General features: G+C 71.3%; 13 protein-coding genes. 8 read left to right on the forward strand and 5 right to left on the reverse strand.

What is annotated here, in order from left to right:
- Positions 1–47 precede the first annotated feature (47 nt).
- Positions 48–1,172 carry a DNA integrity scanning diadenylate cyclase DisA gene (gene disA / locus C1N81_RS22400; protein ID WP_394431804.1) on the forward strand — a complete coding sequence of 375 codons (1,125 nt, stop codon included), beginning with the start codon at positions 48–50 and terminating at the stop codon, positions 1,170–1,172.
- Between the two features lie 127 nt (positions 1,173–1,299).
- Here the strand turns inward: disA and C1N81_RS22405 are convergent, their stop codons facing one another.
- Positions 1,300–2,172 (reverse strand): hypothetical protein, encoded by an 873-nt coding sequence (locus C1N81_RS22405; protein ID WP_394431806.1) that lies wholly within the window; start codon positions 2,170–2,172, stop codon positions 1,300–1,302.
- Positions 2,173–2,368: 196 nt separating this feature from the next.
- On the opposite strand from C1N81_RS22405, the gene C1N81_RS22410 reads away from it, so the two are divergent.
- Positions 2,369–3,040, forward strand: a complete 672-nt coding sequence (locus C1N81_RS22410) for a phosphatase PAP2 family protein (RefSeq protein ID WP_394431808.1) — start codon at positions 2,369–2,371, stop codon at positions 3,038–3,040.
- Positions 3,041–3,283: 243 nt separating this feature from the next.
- Here C1N81_RS22410 and C1N81_RS22415 read toward each other — a convergent pair whose 3' ends face one another.
- Positions 3,284–3,967: a response regulator gene (locus tag C1N81_RS22415; protein ID WP_394431810.1), complete on the reverse strand. Its 684-nt coding sequence runs from the start codon at positions 3,965–3,967 to the stop codon at positions 3,284–3,286.
- Positions 3,955–5,544 (reverse strand): sensor histidine kinase, encoded by a 1,590-nt coding sequence (locus tag C1N81_RS22420; RefSeq protein ID WP_394431812.1) that lies wholly within the window; start codon positions 5,542–5,544, stop codon positions 3,955–3,957. The genes C1N81_RS22415 and C1N81_RS22420 overlap by 13 nt, the downstream gene beginning before the upstream one ends.
- Positions 5,545–6,229: 685 nt before the next feature.
- On the opposite strand from C1N81_RS22420, the gene C1N81_RS22425 reads away from it, so the two are divergent.
- The 5 genes from C1N81_RS22425 to cseC all read left to right on the forward strand — a co-directional run bounded on the left by C1N81_RS22425 (position 6,230) and on the right by cseC (position 11,011).
- On the forward strand, positions 6,230–7,141 hold the full coding sequence (locus C1N81_RS22425) for an HhH-GPD family protein (protein ID WP_394431814.1): 912 nt from the start codon (positions 6,230–6,232) through the stop codon (positions 7,139–7,141).
- Between the two features lie 281 nt (positions 7,142–7,422).
- Positions 7,423–7,965 carry a SigE family RNA polymerase sigma factor gene (locus C1N81_RS22430; RefSeq protein WP_394431816.1) on the forward strand — a complete coding sequence of 181 codons (543 nt, stop codon included), beginning with the start codon at positions 7,423–7,425 and terminating at the stop codon, positions 7,963–7,965.
- The gene (locus tag C1N81_RS22435; RefSeq protein WP_394431818.1) at positions 7,953–8,714 is read left to right on the forward strand and encodes a hypothetical protein; all 762 of its coding nucleotides are present in this window, start codon (positions 7,953–7,955) and stop codon (positions 8,712–8,714) included. Before C1N81_RS22430 ends, C1N81_RS22435 begins: the two co-directional genes overlap by 13 nt.
- Positions 8,715–8,788: 74 nt before the next feature.
- The gene (cseB, locus tag C1N81_RS22440) at positions 8,789–9,517 is read left to right on the forward strand and encodes a two-component system response regulator CseB (RefSeq protein ID WP_394438150.1); all 729 of its coding nucleotides are present in this window, start codon (positions 8,789–8,791) and stop codon (positions 9,515–9,517) included.
- Between the two features lie 108 nt (positions 9,518–9,625).
- On the forward strand, positions 9,626–11,011 hold the full coding sequence (gene cseC, locus C1N81_RS22445) for a two-component system sensor histidine kinase CseC (protein ID WP_394431820.1): 1,386 nt from the start codon (positions 9,626–9,628) through the stop codon (positions 11,009–11,011).
- Between the two features lie 280 nt (positions 11,012–11,291).
- On the opposite strand, the gene C1N81_RS22450 is transcribed toward cseC, so the two are convergent.
- On the reverse strand, positions 11,292–12,977 hold the full coding sequence (locus C1N81_RS22450; protein WP_394431822.1) for an MDR family MFS transporter: 1,686 nt from the start codon (positions 12,975–12,977) through the stop codon (positions 11,292–11,294).
- Positions 12,978–13,121: 144 nt separating this feature from the next.
- Here C1N81_RS22450 and C1N81_RS22455 point away from each other — a divergent pair, with 144 nt between their 5' ends.
- Positions 13,122–13,706: a TetR/AcrR family transcriptional regulator gene (locus tag C1N81_RS22455; RefSeq protein ID WP_394431824.1), complete on the forward strand. Its 585-nt coding sequence runs from the start codon at positions 13,122–13,124 to the stop codon at positions 13,704–13,706.
- A gap of 13 nt (positions 13,707–13,719) precedes the next feature.
- Here C1N81_RS22455 and C1N81_RS22460 read toward each other — a convergent pair whose 3' ends face one another.
- Positions 13,720–14,394, reverse strand: a complete 675-nt coding sequence (locus C1N81_RS22460; protein WP_394431826.1) for a M23 family metallopeptidase — start codon at positions 14,392–14,394, stop codon at positions 13,720–13,722.
- Between the last annotated feature and the right edge of the window lie 211 nt (positions 14,395–14,605).

A 14,605-nucleotide genomic window follows, 5' to 3' on the forward strand; every position in this document is an offset into this window, starting at 1 on the left:
GACAAACCCAGGGCGGCGCCCCAGAGTCTGCGATCCGGAGGAGTGCAGTGGCAGCCAACGACCGGGCGGCAGCTCCCGGCAAGTCCGGAGGGAGCTCCGGTGCGGACGCCTCGATGCGCGCCGCGCTGAGCGCCGTGGCGCCCGGAACGGGCCTGCGGGACGGTCTGGAGCGGATCCTCCGCGGCAACACCGGCGGGCTCATCGTCCTCGGCTCCGACAAGACGGTCGAGTCGATGTGCACCGGCGGTTTCGTCCTCGACGTGGAGTTCACGGCCACGCGCCTGCGTGAGCTGTGCAAGCTCGACGGCGGCATCGTGGTCTCCTCCAACCTCGACAAGATCCTGCGGGCCGGCGTCCAGCTGGTCCCGGACCCGATGATCCCCACCGAGGAGACCGGCACCCGGCACCGCACCGCGGACCGCGTGAGCAAGCAGGTCAATTTCCCGGTCGTCTCGGTCTCGCAGTCGATGCGGCTCATCGCCCTGTACGTGGACGGGCAGCGCCGCGTCCTGGAGGACTCGGCGGCGATCCTCTCCCGCGCCAACCAGGCGCTCGCCACCCTGGAGCGGTACAAGCTCCGCCTCGACGAGGTCGCGGGCACGCTGTCCGCGCTGGAAATCGAGGACCTCGTCACCGTCCGGGACGTCACCGCCGTCGCGCAGCGCCTGGAGATGGTGCGCCGCATCGCCACCGAGATCGCCGAGTACGTGGTGGAGCTCGGCACCGACGGACGCCTCCTGGCGCTCCAGCTCGACGAGCTGATCGCGGGCGTCGAGCCCGAGCGCGAACTCGTCGTACGGGACTACGTGCCCGAGCCGACGGCCAAGCGGTCCCGCACGGTCGACGAGGCCCTCGTCGAACTGGACTCGCTGCACCACGGGGAGCTGCTCGAACTGCCCACCGTGGCCCGCGCGTTGGGCTACACCGGGTCCCCCGAGGCGCTCGACTCCGCGGTGTCGCCACGCGGCTTCCGCCTCCTCGCCAAGGTCCCGCGACTGCCCGGCGCGATCATCGACCGCCTCGTGGAGCACTTCGGCGGCCTGCAGAAACTGCTCGCCGCCAGCGTGGACGACCTGCAGACGGTGGACGGGGTCGGGGAGGCGCGGGCGCGGAGCGTGCGGGAGGGGTTGTCGCGGCTGGCGGAGTCGTCGATCTTGGAGCGGTACGTGTAAGGGTGCTGGTTCTCGGCCCCTGTTTCAGCTTCTCCGGCGTTTGCGGAGCGGTTCCAGCCTCTCCGTCATTTGAGGAGCGGGGGCCGGGCGGAGCCACGGGGCGGTGGGCCGGGCCCCGGTGGGGCCCTCAGTCCGACTTCAGCACGAACGACGTGCTGACGGCGGCCAGTTGGGCCCCCTTGACCTCGACCAGGTACGTGCCGGGACCCGCCGACCCCGCCGCGGGAGTGGCACACCGCGGAGCACTCGGCTTGCGGTCCCACGTCAGCGTCTGCGTGACCTTGCCGCCCGCCGGAACCCGGAGCAGGATGCCGCCCGTACCGGCCGGGCAGTCCTCCGACGCCCAGTACTTCTCGTCGCCGTCCGCCTTCGTGATCGTGACGACGGCCGTCTTCGGACCGAGATCGACCTTGCAGTCCTTGTCGGTGGTGTTCTTGACGGCCAGTTCGAGCTTCGGCTTGTCCCCCGGGCCGTACGAGTTGTGGATGCTGCGCACCGCTAGGCTCACACCGCCGGCCGTGCAGTCGGGCAGGCTCGATCCGGCCGGGACCTGGTCGCCGGAGGTCGAAGTGGAGCCGCCGCCATAGCCGTTGCCGCCGCCCGCGCCGCTTTTGTCGCCGCCCGTGCCCTCGGCGCTGCCACCCGCCGAGCCGCCCGCGCTGTCGCCGGAACCGTCGCCCGCGCCCGCGTCGTCGCCCGATCCGCCGCCCGATCCGCCGCCGGAACCGGAACCGCCGCCCGACCCCGAACCGCCCGACTCGTCCCGGCCGCCGGGGTGTTCGGTGATCGCGGGACCCGTGCCGGACGGGCCCGGCGTGATGGCGTCCGTCGGGTGCTTGCCGTTGGAACCGTCGGCGCCGTTGTTCCCGCCCCCGCCGCCCAAGTTGGCGACCCACACGACGAGCAGCGCCAGGAGCACGACAACGGACGCCAGAACAACCCTCCTACGCCAGTAGATGGAGGAGGGAAGCGGCCCGATCGGATTGCGCAGAGATCCCACGCCCCAAACCTTACGAGAGAAAGGGCGTTGTCCCGCGCTCACCCGCCGCCCCGCACGGCAAGTTTTCCGGATCATCATCACGCAGGCGTCACTCGGGTGCGGCGCGCGCCTCCACGCACCCCTGTCTTTCGTCAGGTGCGGTCCGCGACCATCGCGAGATGTGACGGGGCCCGGTCATTGCGTACTGTCCGTCACCATGGGAACCATCGACTCCGATCTCTATCGCTCCATCCTCCAGTTCGCACACGACACTCCTTCCTGGTTTCAGCACTTGATGGAGGTGTGGACGGAACTGGGGCTGCTGCTCTTCGCCGTGCTCTTCGTCGTCGCCTGGGGACGGGCACGACGCGGCGACCCGCGCGCCTTCGCCGTCGCCGTACTGGCGCCGCTGGCCACCGCGGTCGCCTACGTGTGCAGCGAGTTGGCCAAATCGGGGATCGATGAGGAACGGCCGTGCCGGGCCGTCTCCGGTGCGTTGCCGCCCCTCGTGGACTGTCCCGTCTACGGGGACTGGTCCTTCCCCAGCAACCACGCCACGATCGCCGCCGCGGCCGCCGTCGGGCTTGCCCTCGCCTGGCCCAGACTCGGCTTCCTCACCGTGCCGATGGCGATTCTCATGGCCTTCTCCCGCGTCTTCGTCGGCGTGCACTACCCGCACGACGTCGCCACGGGCCTTGTCCTCGGCACCCTGGTCGCGCTGCTCCTCGTACGCCTTCTGACGCGTCCGGGGGCGCGGGTCACCGAGGCGATGCGGGGGTCGGGGAACGGGCTCGCCCGATGGTTCGCCGGGCCCGGGCCTGCGGGCGGGGGCGGGTATGCGGTGGCGTCCGGGGGGCGACGGGCCCGGGGCGGGGCGCATCGGCGGTAGGGGGTTATCGCGGGGTGTGGCTTGCGGGTCTCGCTTTGCGGGGGGGCCGGCTTGCGGGCCTCGCTTCGCGGGGGGCCGGGCTTGCGGGCCTCGCTTCGCGGGGGCCGGGCTTGCGGGCCTCGCTTCGCGGGGGGCCGGCTTGCGGGCCTCGCTTCGCAGCCTCGCCCTGTGGGCCTCGCCTTGCGGGTTCGCTTTGTGGGCTTCGCGTTGCGGGCTTCGCGTTGCGGGCCTCGCCTCGCCTCGCTACGGCAGTAGGCCCGCCTCGTACGCCACGATCGCCGCCTGCACCCGGTTCTTGACCTCCAACCGGTCGAGGACCGCGCTGACATACGCCTTCACCGTGCCCTCGACCAAGTGCAGGCGGCCGGCGATCTCCGGGTTCGACAGGCCCGCGCCGACCAGGCCCAGGACCTCCCGCTCCCGCGGCGACAGCCGCGCCACCCGCTCGCGTGCCGACGCCTCGCGCGCGAGCCTCCCGGCGCCGCCCATGCCGTCGATCACGTGCCGGGCCACCTTCGGCGACAGGAACGCCGCGCCGGACGCCACCGCCCGTACGCCCGCCATCAGTTCGTGCGGGTCGCCCGACTTGAGCAGGAAACCCGTCGCCCCGCCGCCGAGTGCCCGCGCCACGTACGCGTCCTCGGAGAACGTCGTCAGCATCGCCACCGCCGTGCCCGGCACCGTCGCCGTGATCTCCTCGGCCGCCGCCAGACCGTCCAGGCGGGGCATCCTGATGTCGAGCAGCGCCACGTCCGGGCGGTGCGCCGTCGCCAGCGCGACCGCCTCGCGGCCGTCCGCCGCCTCCGCCACGATCTCGAAGTCCCCGCCCGCCGCGAGGATCGCGCCCACACCGGCCCGGATCATCGCCTCGTCGTCGGCCAGGAGGACCCTGATGCGCTGCTGCGGATTCTCGTTCAGCGGGCCCATTCCTCTTCCTCTTCCTGTACCTGCTCGGCCGTGCCCGCCTTCGGGATCACCGCCTTGTCGATGAGGGTGTGCGCCGCGTCGTCGTCGAAGCAGAGCCTGAAGTGCTCGACCGGCACGAACAGTTCACCGCTCGCCCGGTAGTAGCGGCAGTCCGCCCGCGCGGGCGGCGGCGTCGGCGCCCGCTCCACCGGCGGATCGCTGATCGTGCGGTCGGGCAGCCGGGACGCCGCCTCGGCGAAGGGGGTGCCGGGGCGCAGTTGCGCGTACGCCTGCGGGGAGAGGACGGCATGCGTCTTCGTGTACGCGTACCAGGTGAACGCCGCGCCGATCAGAACGGTTCCCGCGACCGCCGCCGCCGTGAACGCCAGAGCGACGCGGCGGCGGGCGCTGCGGCGGGCGTACGCGAAGCCGTCCGGGGTGGTGCGCGTCTGCGGTGCGTTCGGCGCGGGCACGCGGGCCGTGACCCGGAAGCCCTCCTCGTGCGGGGCCGCCTCGAACGTGCCGCCCAGGGCCGTGACGCGGGTCCGCAGATTGCGGAGGCCCGTGCCGCTGCTGCGGTGGGGTGGGCGCGGGAGGCTCGGCGGGCGGCCGTTGGTGACGGTGATCGTCAGCGCGGGTGGGTGCTCCCGGTGCGCCGCCGCTTCCGTCGTCTCCACCGTGACTTCCGCGCCCGGTGCGTGTTTCGCCGCGTTCGTCAGCGCCTCCTGGACCACCCTGTACGCGGTCCGGTCGGCCGGGGCCCGCGGTCCGACGAGCTGGACCGGCATGCCCGACTCCGCTGCCCGTTCCACCAGCTCCGCGACGCTCTCGCCGGGCGGGGCGAGCGGGGCCGGTTCGTCGTCCTCCTCGCGCAGCAGGCCGATGATCTCGTGCAGCCGGTCCGTCGCGTCGGACGCCGCCGCGCGCAGTTCGGCGGCGGCCCTGCGGTGGGGCTCCGCCAAGTCCGGGGTCACCTGGAGGGCGCCCGCCCTCAGCGCGATCAGGCTCAGCTCGTGGCCCAGGGAATCGTGCATGTCCTGGGCGATCCTCGCCCGTTCCAGGAGGCGGGCGCGGTCGGCGACGATGCGGTGCTCGCGCTCCAGTTGCTCCGCTCTGGCCCAGCCGGCCGCGGTCAGCTCCCTGCTCTGTCGCCAATAGCGGCCGATGAGCCACGGGAAAACCGCGCCGAACAGCAGCGTGCCCATCAGCACGAGCCACTCCGCGGCGGGGTCGACCTGGCGCGCCATGATCCTCGCGGTGCCGGTGAGGGTCAGAGCGGCGAAGGTCAGGAGCGACGGGCGTACGGGGTGGGAGCGCAACCCCATCAGATACGCGAAGGCGGCCAGGGCGGGGCCGTAGGAGAGCGTGAAGAGGCTGGGGGCGGTGGCGAGGCCCGGGGCGGCCGCCAGGAGGAAGGCGGTGGCGGGGAGCCGGCGGTGCGTGGCCGCTGCCGCGGCGAGGGCGGTGAGGCCGGCCGGTTGTTGCCAGGCGGCGCTGGGTTCGTGCAGGTGGAGGTGGTCCACGAGGAGGACCGGCAGGGCGAGCGCCATCCAGAGCGCCAGATCCGGCGCAACGACACGACAAACTCTGCGCTTCACCCCCTCGACGGTAAGGGGTCCGCCCGGGGCGTGGGTTCGGGGCCGGGCTTTCCTGGCGCCCTGGGCGCGGGGCTCTCCTTGCGCCCAGCATGTGGGGGAGGAGCCGCGCTCTCCTTGCGCCCAGTCGTGTCGTGGGGCGGGGCCGCGCCGGGGTACCTCCTCGGCCGGATAGGCCTCATCCCCCACGGTCCGCCATAGGCGCGTCATCCTGGACTGCATTCCCGCGGAGTCCTGCGGGGGCACCCCGACACGTCCCCTCCCGTCGAGACGCGAGTGCATCCCGGTGGCCCGCCCGGTCACCGACCAAGGCCCACCCCAGCCCGCCCCGGGCGAGGCCCGCCCCGCCTTGGGCAATCTGCCGCCTGGGGCGGCAGGGTGGGCAAGGCGGCACCCCAGCGCCGGGGCAGCGGGTATACGGGCCCGTACAAGAACGCGGCACCTCAGTGCCGGGGCACCGGGCGAGCGAGCCCCTGCAAGGACCCCGGCGGCTCGCTTAGCGCCGGGGCGCCGGGCGGGCGCGCTGCCGCGTGTATGCGGGGCATCCGCATTAGGTGGCCCGTGCCAAGAGAGACACGCTTGAAACCGGCCGCACCACACCAACAGGCCCCCGCAATACCCGGCCAGCCGAGCAGGCGCGCGGGTCGGGCCCGGGGGACGCCCGGGGCGTGGCACCATCGTGGGTGCCATGACTGCGCTCACGAAGATCCCCGAGAACGTCCCCGGCCGCCCCGATCTCCACGAACCCGTCATCGACTGGTTCGGCGAACACGCCAGGGACCTCCCCTGGCGCCACCCCGACGCGGGCCCGTGGGCCGTGATGGTCAGCGAGTTCATGCTGCAGCAGACCCCGGTGAGCCGGGTGCTGCCCGTGTACGAGCAGTGGGTCGAGCGGTGGCCCCGCCCCGCGGACCTCGCCAAGGACGCCCCCGGCGAGGCCGTACGCGCGTGGGGCCGCCTGGGCTACCCGCGGCGCGCACTGCGGCTGCACGGCGCGGCCGTGGCCATAACGGAACGGCACGGCGGCGACGTACCGACGGGGCACGCGCAGCTGCTCGCGCTGCCGGGGATCGGGGAGTACACGGCGGCGGCGGTCGCGTCGTTCGCGTACGGGCAGCGGCATGCCGTCCTCGACACGAATGTGCGGCGCGTTCTCGCGCGGGCCGTCAGCGGCGTGCAGTATCCGCCGAACGCCACGACCGCCGCGGAGCGCAAGCTCGCCCGCGCGCTCCTGCCCGAGCAGGAGGAGACGGCGGCCAAGTGGGCCGCCGCTTCTATGGAGTTGGGTGCGCTGGTGTGCACGGCGAAGAACGAGGAGTGTCACCGGTGTCCGATCGCGGCGATGTGTGCCTGGCGGCTGGCCGGCAAGCCCGCGCATGACGGGCCGCCGCGGCGCGGACAGACGTATGCGGGGACGGACCGTCAGGTGCGGGGCAAGTTGCTGGCCGTGTTGCGGGACGCCGTCGCCCCCGTACCGCAGGCGGCGCTCGACCGCGTGTGGCACGAGCCCGTGCAGCGGGCCCGCGCGCTGGACGGCCTCGTCGACGACGGTCTGGTGGAACCGCTGGGGGGCGGGTTCTACCGCCTCCCCGCCGGCTGAGCAGCGCGCCGAGCAGCAGGCTGAGCAGCGCGCCGAGCAACAGCCTGACCAGTACGCTGACCTGCAGACTCCGCCGCTTCCCCGTCGCTGTCGCGGAGCGCGTCGTCGCAGTTGAGAGTCGACTCTTGCGTTCGTTACACAACCGACGGACAGCCGTGCGTTCTTCGACGCCTGGAACGGACAACGCCGTGACAACCCCTCCGTAACTTCTTCCTCGTGACCGCACATGACCGGTGCGGGCGACACACACGGGGCTTGCGGGAAGCGGGAGGCGGTTGATCATGGCGCACGGCGGCGAGGTGCTCGAGTTCGAGGAGTACGTCAGGACGCGACAGGACGCCCTGTTGCGCAGCGCCCGGCGCCTGGTGCCGGACCCCGTGGACGCCCAGGACCTGCTGCAGACCGCGCTCGTTCGGACGTACGGGCGCTGGGACGGCATAGCCGACAAGCGCCTGGCCGACGCCTACCTGCGGCGCGTCATGATCAACACGCGGACCGAGTGGTGGCGCGCCAGGAAGCTGGAAGAGGTGCCGACCGAGCAGCTCCCGGAGTCCTCGATGGACGACTCGACGGAGCAGCACGCCGACCGCGCGCTCCTGATGGACATCATGAAGGTGCTGGCTCCCAAGCAGCGCAGTGTCGTGGTGCTGCGACACTGGGAGCAGATGTCCACCGAGGAGACGGCCGCCGCGCTCGGAATGTCGGCCGGAACCGTGAAGAGCACGCTGCACCGGGCCCTCGCCCGCCTCCGTGAGGAGCTGGAGAGCCGGGACCTCGATGCACGCGCGCTCGAGCGTGAGGAGCGGGAGCGTTGCGCGGCCTAGGCATACGTGCCTCTCGGATCCGTTGGGCCCTGTGGGCTCTGAGGGCGGGGAGTTCGGCGATCGCCGGGCTCGCCGCCGTCGGGCTTTTCGTCGGGGTCCTCGCGGCATGTTCGGCCGGTGGTACGGGCGCCCGTGACGAGGGCCCCGCCCGGACGGATCCGGTCGGGTCGAGCGAGTCGGCCGCCACCGCGAAGGCGTCGCCGCCGACCCCCTCGTCCCCGTCGTCCCCCTCGTCCTCTTCGGGCCGCTCGTCCTCGTCGGGCCGCTCGTCCTCGTCGGCCCCGTCTGCCGAGGCTCCCGACTCGGTCGACGCCGTTCGGCTGGTCAAGGACGATCCCAAGGTCAGCTCGGACATCAAGCGCGATCTCAAGCCATGTGTCGCCGACGAGTACCCGGTCGACGTCAGCTACGGGAATCTGACCGGCAGCGCGTCGAACGACGTCCTGGTCAACGTGATGACCTGCGGTGACGCAGTCGGGATCGGGACATATGTGTACCAGGACGACGCGGGCTCGTACCGGAACGTCTTCCAGGCCGAGGAGCCCCCGGTCTACGCGGAGATCGACCGGGGTGATCTGGTGGTCACCAAGCAGGTGTACGAGAAGGGCGACTCGGTCTCCTCCCCGTCGGGCGAGGAGATCCTCACCTACCGCTGGAGCGGCGACGGCTTCGCGCAGGAGAGCCGTACGCACAACGATTACAGCCATGCGGTGGACGGGGCGTCGCCCCCGCCCTCGGACGACGGCTGAGACTACTCATATGGACACCTACGGACGTCTACGGACAGGTGCATCGATGGAGAGGGCAGAGGGCGATGAGCGCGATGGGTGAGCGCAAGGGCGAGCAGACCCACGTGCTGTTCGTCGAGGACGACGACGTCATCCGCGAGGCGACGCAGCTCGCTCTGGAGCGGGACGGTTTCGCGGTCACCGCGATGCCCGACGGGCTCGCCGGGCTGGAGGCGTTCCGCACGGACCAGCCGGACATCGCCCTCCTCGACGTGATGCTGCCGGGGCTCGACGGGGTCTCCCTGTGCCGCCGCATCCGCGACGACTCGACCGTCCCCGTGATCATGCTGTCCGCGCGCGCGGACTCCATCGACGTCGTCCTTGGCCTGGAGGCGGGGGCCGACGACTACGTGACGAAACCGTTCGACGGGGCCGTGCTCGTCGCCCGTATCCGCGCGGTGCTGCGCCGCTTCGGGCACGCCGGCGGGCCGTCGTCGGCGCATTCCGGCGGCGCGGAGGAGTCGGAGGGGCCCGGCGGGGGTGTGCTGCACTTCGGTGACCTTGAGATCGACACGGAGGGCATGGAGGTCAGGAAGGACGGGGTCACGGTCGCGCTGACGCCGACCGAGATGCGGCTCCTTTTGGAGTTCTCCTCGGCCCCCGGCACCGTGCTCTCCCGCGACAAGCTCCTGGAGCGCGTCTGGGACTACGGCTGGGGCGGGGACACCCGCGTCGTCGACGTCCACGTGCAGCGGCTGCGTACGAAGATCGGGCAGGACCGCATCGAGACCGTCCGCGGCTTCGGCTACAAGCTCAAGGCCTGAGCGGCCCAAATCAATGCCGATCCCGATGCCGATGCCGATACCGATACCCATGCCGATGTTGACGACGATGTTGATGCTGACGCCCAGAGCTTTTACGGGGACGGGGATATGACGGGGCCCGAGTCACGGCATAACCGGCTCTCCCTGCGCACCCTTCTCCCCCGCCGTCTGCGGCGCAGCCTGCGCTCCGGCGTGCGGTGGAAGATCAGCGTGGCCATCGCCTCGGTCGGGGCGCTGGTCGCCGTCGCGCTGAGTCTCGTCGTGCACAACGCGGCGCGCGTCTCGATGCTGGACAACGCCCGCGACGTCCAGGACGAGCGGATCCAGTTCGTGCAGCGGCAGTACGAGGCGCGCGGCGGCAACCTGCCGGTCGGGTTCAAGGTCAACGACCCCGACATGCCCCGTGACCTGCGGCTGAAGGCGCTGTCCGGCCGCCGCGCCACCTATATCTCCGAGCCGTCCAACGGCGTGCCCGACATCTGGGCCGCAGTGCCGCTCAGCAACGGCGACCTGCTCTCGGTGCACACCCGTTTCACCGACCGCAGCGCCACCGTCATGAAGGACCTGGACCAGGCCCTGCTCATCGGCTCCATCTCGGTGGTCCTCGGCGGCAGCGCGCTCGGCGTGCTCATCGGCGGCCAGCTCTCGCGCCGACTGCGCAAGGCGGCGGGCGCGGCCCGCGAGGTCGCGCAGGGCAGCACCGATGTCCGCGTACGGGAGGCGATCGGCGGTGTCGTGCGGGACGAGACCGACGACCTCGCCCGTGCCGTCGACGCGATGGCGGACGCGCTCCAGCAGCGTCTGGAGGCCGAGCGCCGGGTCACCGCGGACATCGCGCACGAGCTGCGCACCCCGGTCACCGGTCTGCTGACGGCGGCCGAACTGCTGCCCGAGGGGCGGCCGAGCGAGCTGGTGAAGGACCGGGCGCAGGCGATGCGCACCCTCGTCGAGGACGTCCTCGAAGTGGCCCGGCTCGACAGCGCCGCCGAGCGGGCCGAGCTGCAGGACATCCTGCTGGGCGAATTCGTGGAGCGCCGGATCGCGGCCCGCGCCGCCGACGGAGTCTCCGTACAGGTCGTCCACGAGTCCGAGGTGACGACCGACCCGCGCCGCCTGGAGCGCATCCTCATCAACCTGCTGGCGAACGCCTCCAAGCACGCCCGGCCGCCCATCGAGGTCAGCGTCGAGGGCCGCGTCATCCGGGTCCGCGACCATGGGCCCGGCTTCCCCGAGGAGCTTCTGGAGGAAGGGCCGAGCCGGTTCCGCACCGGCGCCGCCGACCGCGCGGGGCACGGGCACGGGCTCGGCCTGACGATCGCGGCCGGCCAGGCACAGGTGCTCGGCGCCCGGCTCACCTTCCGCAACGTACGTCCGCCGGGCGCCGGGCCCGACACGCCCGCCGAGGGGGCGGTCGCCGTGCTCTGGCTGCCCGAGCACGCACCGACCAACACCGGCAGCTTCCCGATGCTGCGCCTGCCCGACACCCGTACATAGCCCGTACCCGGTGTCCGTACGCGGTGTCCGTACCCGATGTCCGTACCCGATGTCCGTGAACGGCGGCCGTACCCGATGTCCGTGAACGGCGGACGTGAACGGCGGACGACCCCGGCGCTTCACAGCGCCGGGGCCGTCCATAGACCGAGGGCGGATGAGGGGGCGGTCCGCTCAGACGGACTCCACGCCCGTCCCCCCGCCCCACGCGGCGTCCCCAGCCGCACCGCCCACGGCCGGCTCGTAACCGACCGACCGACTCCCCGGCCGGGTCGGCACCGACCTACACGACACCCGCCGACTTGCCATCGGCCGACGCAACACGGGCCGACTCGGCACCGGCCGCCTCGGCACCGGCCACCCCTCGGTCAGCCGCCTCAACACCGGCCCCCGTACCGTCCCCCGGAGCCGCCCCCGGAGCCACCTCCGCAGACGCCCCCGGCGCCTTCTGCGGCCCCGCCCCCCGCAGCGCGACCTCCTTCACGAACCACGCCGTGATCAGCGCGCCGATCGCCACGATCGAGCCCAGCAGGAACGCGGAGTGCGTGCCGGAGGAGACCGCGTCCTGGTAGGCCTCGCGGGCCTGCGCGGGAAGCTTCGCCAGGCTCGCCGCGTCGAGCTGCGCCGACTGCTCGGTGATCTTGCCGCCGAGGGCGCCGGCCTTCTGCGCCATGACGTCCTGCACCTTGTTGTTGAACAGGGCGCCCATGATGGCGACACCGAACGACGAGCCCAGGGTGCGGAAGAGCGTGGTGGACGAGGAGGCGACGCCCATGTCCTTCATCTCGACGCTGTTCTGCGCGACCAGCATCGTGATCTGCATGAGGCAGCCCATGCCGGCGCCGAGCACCGCCATGTAGAGGCCGGAGGTGAAGCGGGAGGTGCCGGTGTCCATCTGGGCGAGCAGGAAGAGCCCGGCGACCATCAGGACGCTGCCGACGATCGGGAAGACCTTGTACTTGCCGGTGTTCGTGGTGACCCGGCCCGCGACCAGCGAGACGACCATCATCGAGAGCAGCATGGGCAGGAGCAGCAGACCCGAGTTGGTCGCGGACGCGCCCTGGACCGCCTGCTGGTACAGCGGCAGGAAGAGCACCGCGCCGAACATCACGAAGCCGGTGATGAAGCCGATGAGGGACATCAGCGTGAAGTTGCGGCTGCGGAAGATGTGCAGCGGCAGGATCGGTTCAGCGGCCTTGGTCTGCGAGAAGACGAAGCCGACGAGCGCGGCGACGCCGATCGCGATGAGCTCCATGATCACGGCGGAGCCCCAGGCGTACTCGGAGCCGCCCCAGGTGGTGACCAGGACGATCGAGGTGATGCCTACGGTGAGCAGCGCCGCACCCAGATAGTCGATCTTCCCCGAGGAGCGCTTCTTCGGCAGGTGCAGGACCGCCGTGATCATGACGAGCGCGACCGCGCCGATCGGCAGGTTGATGTAGAAGGCCCAGCGCCAGCCGAGGTGGTCGGTGATGGTGCCGCCGACAAGGGGTCCGCCGATCATGGCGAGCGCCATGACGCCGGCCATCATGCCCTGGTACTTGCCGCGCTCGCGGGGCGGGATGAGGTCGCCGATGATCGCCATGACGCCGACCATCAGACCGCCGGCGCCGAGGCCCTGGACGGCCCGGAAGCCGATGAGCTGGCCCATGTCCTGGGCCATGCCGCTGAGCGCGGAGCCGATCAGGAAGATCACGATGGAGGTCAGGAAGGCGCCCTTCCTGCCGTACATGTCGCCGATCTTGCCCCAGATGGGGGTGGAGGCGGCGGTGGCGAGCGTGTAGGCGGTGACGACCCACGAGAGGTGGTCGAGGCCGCCGAGTTCGCCGACGATCGTGGGCATCGCGGTGCCCACGATCATGTTGTCGAGCATGGCGAGCAGCATGGCGATCATCAGCGCCATCAGCACCACGCGTACGCTGCGTGGCTGTTTCACCTGCTCTTTGTCCTGTATCGCTGCTGTCGCCATGATCCCCAGCTCCCCCAGAAGACGGATTCCGGGACTTACTTGTCGCCCGGCTAGTTACCTACAATGGGGAAGGTAGAGGGCTAACTAGCCGGGCGTCAAGTAAGTTTCTCCCAAGAGAACTTCAAGGAGCACGAGGGGCACGCGATGGTCACGGGCAGCAGCAACAAGCCGCAGCAGCGGCGCGGGGACACCCGCCAGCGCATCCAGGACGTGGCCCTCGAACTCATCGCCGAGCAGGGGTACGAGAAGACCTCGCTCCGGGAGATCTCCGAACGGCTCGGGGTCACCAAGGCCGCCCTGTACTACCACTTCAAGACCAAGGAAGACATCGTCGTCAGCCTCTTCGACGACCTGATGACGCCGATCGACGACCTGATCGTCTGGGCGGGCGAGCAACCGCCGACGCTGGACACCAAGCGCGAGATCCTCACCCGCTACGGCACCGCGCTCACCAACGCGTCCCCGCTCTTCCGCTTCATGCAGGAGAACCAGGCGACGATGCGCGAGCTGAGCATCGGCGAGAACTTCAAGGAGCGGATGAAGACCCTCCTCGACCACCTGTTGCCCGAGGACGCCACCATGACCAACCGGGTGCGCTGCTTCAGCGCCCTGTTCTCGATGCACGCGGGGATGTTCGTCCTCAAGGACGTCGAAGGCGACCCCGAGGAGAAGCGCGAAGCCATCCTCGAGGTCGCCATGGACCTGGTCGTGCAGGCCCACCAGAGCTGACGCCCCGGGTGGGTCAGACCTTCACGCCCTTGGAGTGCATGAAGTTCACGGGGTTCACCGCGGAGCCGTAGTTCGGGGTCGTACGGATCTCGAAGTGCAGGTGGGGGCCGCTGGAGTTGCCGGTGTTGCCGGACTGGGCGATGTGCTGGCCCGTGGAGACGGTCTGGCCGACGTGGACGTCGACGCGGGAGAGGTGCGCGTACTGCGAGTACGTGCCGTTGGCGTGCTTGATGACGACGGCGTTGCCGTAGGCGGGGCCGTCACCGGCGCCGTTGCCACCGGTCTTGACGACGGTGCCGCCGTGCACGGCCATCACGCTGGTGCCGATCGGCACGGCGAAGTCCTGGCCGGAGTGCTTGCCGGTGGACCACATGCTGCCGCCCTGGGCGTAGCCGGCGGAGAGCTTGTAGTTCTTGACCGGGTCGATCCAGGAGGCGGCCTTCTTCGCGGCGGCCTCCTTGGCCTTCGCGGCGCTCTGCTTGGCGGAGGTGGCGGCCTTGGCCTGGGCGTCGGCCTGCGCCTGCACGGACGCGGCGGACACGGCGGGCAGCGGGCCCTGGGCGGAGTCGGCGGCGAACGCGGCCCCGGTGCCCAGTGCGGCGGAGAGTCCGAAACCGGCGGCCACGACGGTGGCGCGCTTGCGGAAGACCGACGTGCTGGGACGGTGGGACATGGTGCGCTTCGACATGCGGGAGACCTCTTCGAGCTTCGGGGACATTCGGGTCCGGTCGCCCTCCTGAATCCCTGAAGCGGAATCCGGTGGGCAGGAAGGGACCCGGCTCACGTCCTCGTGTCGCCGGGTCGGCCATCCCTTGGTAACCCCCACCCCGACCCCGGTTCAATGTCCCGAATTACTACGACACCTCGTACACGGGTGGGGTGACGGCGGTCTCTTGACA

The sequence above is a fragment of the Streptomyces sp. SGAir0957 genome, assembly GCF_043523415.1.

What these genes read in the sequence shown, in the direction of transcription:
- C1N81_RS22415 (WP_394431810.1), bottom strand. Translation starts at nt 3,967, where the DNA reads ATGGGCCCGCTGAACGAGAATCCGCAGCAGCGCATCAGGGTCCTCCTG.
- C1N81_RS22455 (WP_394431824.1), top strand. Translation starts at nt 13,122, where the DNA reads ATGGTCACGGGCAGCAGCAACAAGCCGCAGCAGCGGCGCGGGGACACC.
- C1N81_RS22410 (WP_394431808.1), top strand. Translation starts at nt 2,369, where the DNA reads ATGGGAACCATCGACTCCGATCTCTATCGCTCCATCCTCCAGTTCGCA.
- C1N81_RS22450 (WP_394431822.1), bottom strand. Translation starts at nt 12,977, where the DNA reads ATGGCGACAGCAGCGATACAGGACAAAGAGCAGGTGAAACAGCCACGC.
- cseC (WP_394431820.1), top strand. Translation starts at nt 9,626, where the DNA reads ATGACGGGGCCCGAGTCACGGCATAACCGGCTCTCCCTGCGCACCCTT.
- C1N81_RS22425 (WP_394431814.1), top strand. Translation starts at nt 6,230, where the DNA reads ATGACTGCGCTCACGAAGATCCCCGAGAACGTCCCCGGCCGCCCCGAT.
- cseB (WP_394438150.1), top strand. Translation starts at nt 8,789, where the DNA reads ATGGGTGAGCGCAAGGGCGAGCAGACCCACGTGCTGTTCGTCGAGGAC.
- C1N81_RS22430 (WP_394431816.1), top strand. Translation starts at nt 7,423, where the DNA reads ATGGCGCACGGCGGCGAGGTGCTCGAGTTCGAGGAGTACGTCAGGACG.
- C1N81_RS22460 (WP_394431826.1), bottom strand. Translation starts at nt 14,394, where the DNA reads ATGTCGAAGCGCACCATGTCCCACCGTCCCAGCACGTCGGTCTTCCGC.